The sequence below is a fragment of the Streptomyces sp. NRRL S-495 genome (genome assembly GCF_000966955.1).
GTDB classification, from domain to species: domain Bacteria; phylum Actinomycetota; class Actinomycetes; order Streptomycetales; family Streptomycetaceae; genus Kitasatospora; species Kitasatospora purpeofusca.
Window position 1 is genome coordinate 1 of record NZ_JZWY01001009.1, and the last position, 5,720, is coordinate 5,720.

Genomic DNA, 5,720 nt, shown 5'->3' on the forward strand with positions numbered 1-5,720 from the left:
ACCGCCCTGCGCGGCCTGGCCGTCCAGGCCATCGACCTCGGCTTCCGCGCGACCGCCGTCCGCGTCGCCGAGGACTGCGTGAACCACGCAAAGAACCTCGACGACCCCCGCGCCGTCGCCTACTACCAGGCCACCCTGGCCAACGCAGCCGCCCTCGACGGCGACCGGCCCACCGCCACACGCTCCCTCGCCACTTCGCAGACCTCCATCGAACGCGCCACCGGCACACCGGGCGACTCCTGGGCCTCCCACTACAGCATCGGCCGCTGGGCCCACGAAGCCGGCATGATCCTTGCCCGGCTCGGCGACCACGCCAGCGCCCAGGACCACCTCCACCACACGCTCGACATCCACGGCCTCGACCGCCGCCGCACCCGCGCCATCGTGCTCGCCGACCTCGGAACCGTCCGCCTCCGCCAGGACGACGTCGACGGCGCCCTCACCGCGTGGAACGACTTCCTCGACTGCGCGGACGGCATCCGCTCCGTCAAAGTCCAGGACGCCGTCCACGACATACGCGCCCGCCTCTACCGGCTCCGCGACATCCCAGGCGTCGAAGAACTCGACGAACGAGCATCCGCCTTCGAATGAGCGCCGGCGCGGCCCTGCGATTCGCGCGAGCCGCGGCCACACCCGGGACCGGGCCGAGGTTCTCGGCTTCGAAAACAGCTGCCGACCTGACCGACACGGGGAGGCAGCCGAGGACAGACGGCCCACGGAGACGACCGGCCGACCTCCGCCACTCACGGGAACAACTCGTTCGTGGCGTACTTTCCGAACCCCCCGGCCGGACGACCCCCGCGCCTTCTGGACCGAACCCGGCAGCTTCTCGGAAGGCCTCCGGCACAGGAGCCGTGACCGACTTGTACAGGGCCCGCCGAGCGACCACCTGCGCCACTCGATTTCACCCTGCTGCCAGCACGTCGATCCCCAGGGCCAGAATCGACACCAGCAGTGCGAGGGCGCTCGCGAAGGCTACCGCTGCGCGGCGCAGGACAGACGGAGCTCCCTCCCCCTCCAGATGGGCCAGCCACGCAGCGCCAGCCGCAGCGAAGAGGGAGAGCAGAGCTGCGAAGCCGAGGGCGAGGGCAAGGACGGCGAGTGCCGTCCGCGATCCGGTCATGGCGTTCCTTCGTTCCGTCGTGGGACTGGACAGGCAGAAGGTTCGGCCGTTTCACGTACAGCGGCGTACGGGTGGACGAAGATGAACGCGCGCGGAGAACAGCGGCGGAGGTATCGGGTTGATTGAGCAGATGTCGTCGTCCGCACTGGCCGAGCTGAAGGACCGGTTACGTCGGCGACGTGTGCATCGGCGGCTTTCCATGACCGCGTTGGAACGTCTCGCCGGGTTGGGTCACACGACTGTCAGCCGTGCGCTGAACGGTCCAGCGGTCCCGTCCGAGGCGACTGTGCTGTCCTTGGCCGCGTGCTTGAAGCTGGAGGTGGAGCCTCTGCTCGAGCTCCGCCGTCAAGCCCTGCCCGCCCGCAAGGCTGCCGCCGACTCCGGAAACAGTACGGCTCCGCCGGGGCAGGGTGAGGTGGAGTTCGAGGAGCGCTACCGGAGTTACGTGGAGCGTCGACACGGGAGGTTGTCCGTCGTCGGCCTTGATCTGTCCCGGCCGGAGCAGGCATGTTGGCCGCTGGATGCGGCGTACCTCAGCCTTGAGTTCGCCGTCGGCACCGAACGGCATCCTTCGGCAGATACCCGGGGCCACGAGGGAGCGCCGGGGCCGGCCGGCCCGCAGGTGCGGATCGACCGGGCCGAACAGGCGCTGGCGGGTCACCGGCGCGTGCTGGTGCGAGGACTGGCCGGCAGTGGCAAAACGACGCTCCTGCAGTGGCTGGCGGTGTCCTCGTCCCGCGGGGAGCTTCCCGAGCAGTTGGGGCACTTGAGGGGCAGCGTTCCGTTCCTCCTGCCGTTGCGTACCCTGGTGCGCCGCGGGCAGTTGCCCGGCCCGCAGGAGTTCCTCTCGGCGGTCGGTTGCCCGCTGGACCCGGCCCAGCCCGCAGGTTGGGCCGATCAGGTACTGGCCGCAGGGCGGGGCCTTCTCCTGGTCGACGGCCTGGACGAAGTTCCCTGGGCGCAGCGGGAGAGGACCAGATCGTGGTTGCTGGAGTTGATCGCCGCCTACCCCCAGGTTTCGGTGGTCGTCACGGGCCGGCCCTCCGCCGCCCTCCGCCGTTCCCGACGGGTGGCTGGCGGGGTCCGGGTTCACGGAGCTGACGGTCCGTGCGATGAGTGCGGCCGATGTGACGGTGTTCGCCACGCGCTGGCACGCGGCTGCCGCTGCCGGAGTGGTGGGCGATGAGGAGCGCGCTCATCTGGCCGATCTGGAAGCCGCGTTGAAGAGCGCGGTGCGCTCCCAGCGAGATCTGGCACGGCTTGCCACGACGCCGCTGTTGTGTGCGCTGATGTGCGGGCTGCACCGTGATCGGCGCGGGCATCTTCCGCAGCACCGGATGGAACTGTACGAGGCTGCGCTGTCGATGCTGCTGGTACGCCGCGATCGGGAACGTGGCATCGCGGCTCCCGAGGGCCTCGTACTCACGGAGCATCAGAGCGTCCAGTTGCTGCAGCGCTTGGCGTACTGGCTGGTCCGCAACGGACAGACCGAGATGGACCTGGACACGGCTCTGCACATCTTCGGTGAGGCGCTGCCGGCCATGCCCCAGGTTCAGAGCCAGGGCAACGCGCGAACGGTCCTCGCACATCTGCTGGCACGCAGCGGCCTGCTGCGCTCTCCCACAACGGATACGGTCGACTTCGTCCACCGCACTTTCCAGGACTACCTCGGGGCGAAGGCCGCGGTGGAGGCTCGCGATCTCCCCCTGCTGGTACGCCACGCCCACGACGACCAGTGGGAGGATGTGGTGCGGATCGCCGTGGGTCACGCCCGCCCCCACGAACGCGCTTCGCTGCTACGGCGTCTGATCGCCCGCGGGGACCGCACACCGCTTCACCGCACGCGGCTGTACCTCCTGGCGACCGCGTGCTTGGAGTACGCCACCGAACTCGACCCTGCCGTGCGGCAGGAGATCCAGGGACGCACCGCTACGTTGCTGCCTCCGCGCAGTTCCCAGGAAGCGGAGGAGCTTGCCGCAGTGGGTCCGGTCGTCCTGGAGTTGCTGCCCGGTCCCGAGAACCTCGAGGGCGACGAGGAGGCTGCGGTCGTACGCACCGCCGCTCTCGTCGGCGGCGACGCGGCGATGCACCTCCTGCAGAGGTTCCGTAGCTCCAGTCGCCCAGCGGTCGCGTGGGAGCTGCAGGACGCTTGGAGCCGGTTCGATACCCATGAATACGCTCACGACGTCCTTGCTCACTTGCCCGGGCGCCAGATCGTGCACGTCACCACGTTGGAGCAGTTGGCCGTTCTGCCCGCGCTGGCGCCCCCGTTAGGCATCACCGCGGAAGGTGATCTGCCCATCGGCGGGCTGACCGCCTCGCTGAGTGCGACGACCGAGTTCCTTCGTATCGAGAACAACCCTTCCGTGCAGGACCTGGGCTTCCTGCGGTCGTGTCCCGACTTGAGGCACCTGGCCCTCTATCGGTGTCTCAACCTCACCGACATCAATGATGCCCACCGGAGCGGCCTCGAGAGCCTCTCACTCTTCGGCTGCACGTCCGTCGACCCCGATACTCTCCGGCACCTCTCAGGACTCCAGCAGCTGAGCCTGGACATGGCCCTGCCGGACCGGCGCCTCGATACCCTTCCCGTCCAGGCCGAACTGACCCATCTGTTCCTGGGCAGCACCGCTTGTGAGGGCCTGGCACTCGAGGGAATCTCACGCTGGCACAACCTGACCTCCCTGAACCTGTGCGGTCCCGTCACAGGGCTCACTGAACTGAACGCCCTACCCCGACTGGAAACCCTCCTGCTCCAGCTCGGCGCGGAGCGCGATCTGGAAAACCACCCCGTACTGCTCCCTCAGGTGCAAGACCTCTACCTGGGGAACTGGAGGGAATCGGCAGACACGCCCACCCTCGATGCCGTCGCCCGAACCTTTCCCGGTCTCCGCAAACTCACCGTCTCGCACTACCACCGGGGCCACTGCCTCGACCTCGGCCCCCTGCGCGGCATCCCCGGCCTCGCCCTCCGCCTCGACGGACCCGGCAACGTCACCGGCACCGAGCACTTCCCCAAGGAATTGATCACCCGCACACCCCGGCCCCGTACCTGACAGAGGCCCCGTCGGGCTGTTCGGCTCCGGCCCAAGCCGACGCCCACGAAGTGGACAGTGCCGAACGTGGGCGGACCGCCATCGGCGGCCCCGTTGTCGAATGCGACCTCGGAGGATCCGGCGTGCGAGGTGCGCGGAACGCGACTGGCGCCTGGGCATCAGAGCCTCGGTCTCCGGCGCTCCCGCCCACGCCAGAACCGCCCCGCTGCTCGATGCACAAGCAGCAGCATCCGGCTCGGCGGCACCGCCCGGTCGCCGGTCAGTCGCCGGGGCGCGGCCGGAGTGCCCTGACAACGCCCCAGCCCGTGGCCGCCAGACCGGCCAGGGCGATCGGACGCGACCACTCCCCCGCGCCGGTCGGTGCGAACGCGACGGACAGGACCAGCGCGGAGGATGTCAGCGCGGGCACCCGGTTCACTCCCGGCCGCCGCGCCACTGCGACGTGCCTGTGCCGCCGGCCCCTGCGGGTGGTGGGAGCCGAGCCGTGGATCGGGTCGGCGCACCTGAGCGAGGTTGCGCCGATCCCACCCCCCCTTTGCAACTCGCCTGTTTGCGTCGCCCTCCCGGAAATTCCGCATTCCGCGTACGGCACGCCCTGTGGGCCGTACATTCGCCGGTACGGATGGTGACAACGCAACGGGAGTGATCGTGGCAACGTTCGGAACGGACACGAGTGTGGGCTCGACCATCCTCGTCCTGGAAGTACAACTACCCGCGGTGGAGGAACGGTTGCTTCGGGCGCAGGCCGAACTCGGCGCCGCGAGCGCCGAACGGGACGCCGTCCACCAGGCTCTCGACGCACTGCGACTGCTCTCCGGTGCGCCCGCTCGCACCGACGGGGACCCGCCGCCCGCGGCCGCCGCTCCGCCCGTACCGGCGGAGGCCGCGCGGGACGCCGAGCGGGCCGGATCCACTCCGGGGGCACCGGCCCCCACCGAGCCCGCCGCCGTCGCGGCCGGCGCGGCGAGCGGCGCGAAGAAGGCGACGCCCGCCAGGAAGACCCCGGCACGGAAGGCCTCGGCACGGAAGACGGCCGAACCGGCGAAGGCCGAAGAGGCGAAGGCCGAAGAGGCGAAGGAAAAGCCCGCCAAGGCAACACCGGCGAAGACAGAGCCCACGCGGGCCTCGGCACGCGGCGCGAAGACCGGCGGCGGCACGAAGACGGCAGCGAAGCAGGACCCGACCGCCCGAACAGGACGGACCGCGTCGCGCTCGCGCCCCGTCGACGCCGAGCCCCCCACCGCGGCGCCGGCCGCCGGGCGGCGAACGGTGACGGACGCGGACAGCGTCCTGGCGGTCCTGTCCGGATCGGCAGGACCGATGCGTGCCCGTGAAGTGAGCGAGAAGCTCGGGCTGGAACCGCTCGAGGCGAACGTCAACGCGGTCCGTACCCGGCTGGAACGCCTCGCCAAGGACGGCCGGGCGCAGCGGCCCGGGCGCGGCCTGTACACGGCGACAGCCCGAGGGTCCGGGGCCTGAGCCGAGAGGGCGGGTGTCCGTGGACCGGTTGGCCAAGGCCGCGGTGCGTGTGCACGTGGAGG

General features: G+C 70.3%; 4 protein-coding genes and 1 pseudogene. 4 read left to right on the forward strand and 1 reads right to left on the reverse strand.

Features of this window, described 5'->3' with window-relative positions:
• The 3 genes and pseudogenes from VR45_RS37930 to VR45_RS37940 all read left to right on the forward strand — a co-directional run.
• Positions 1-591, forward strand: a pseudogene (locus VR45_RS37930) (tetratricopeptide repeat protein); the annotation flags it as partial.
• Positions 592-1,241: 650 nt separating this feature from the next.
• Positions 1,242-2,309 carry an NACHT domain-containing protein gene (locus VR45_RS49600; RefSeq protein ID WP_234326567.1) on the forward strand — a complete coding sequence of 356 codons (1,068 nt, stop codon included), beginning with the start codon at positions 1,242-1,244 and terminating at the stop codon, positions 2,307-2,309.
• Positions 2,236-4,179, forward strand: a complete 1,944-nt coding sequence (locus VR45_RS37940; RefSeq protein WP_234326569.1) for a hypothetical protein — start codon at positions 2,236-2,238, stop codon at positions 4,177-4,179. Before VR45_RS49600 ends, VR45_RS37940 begins: the two co-directional genes overlap by 74 nt.
• A gap of 259 nt (positions 4,180-4,438) precedes the next feature.
• Here the strand turns inward: VR45_RS37940 and VR45_RS47605 are convergent, their stop codons facing one another.
• Complete coding sequence (locus VR45_RS47605) at positions 4,439-4,588, reverse strand: hypothetical protein (RefSeq protein WP_159394513.1); 150 nt, start codon at positions 4,586-4,588, stop codon at positions 4,439-4,441.
• 239 nt (positions 4,589-4,827) lie between these two features.
• Between VR45_RS47605 and VR45_RS50345 the strand changes: the two genes are divergently transcribed.
• Complete coding sequence (locus tag VR45_RS50345) at positions 4,828-5,658, forward strand: hypothetical protein (RefSeq protein ID WP_159394514.1); 831 nt, start codon at positions 4,828-4,830, stop codon at positions 5,656-5,658.
• Positions 5,659-5,720 lie beyond the last annotated feature (62 nt).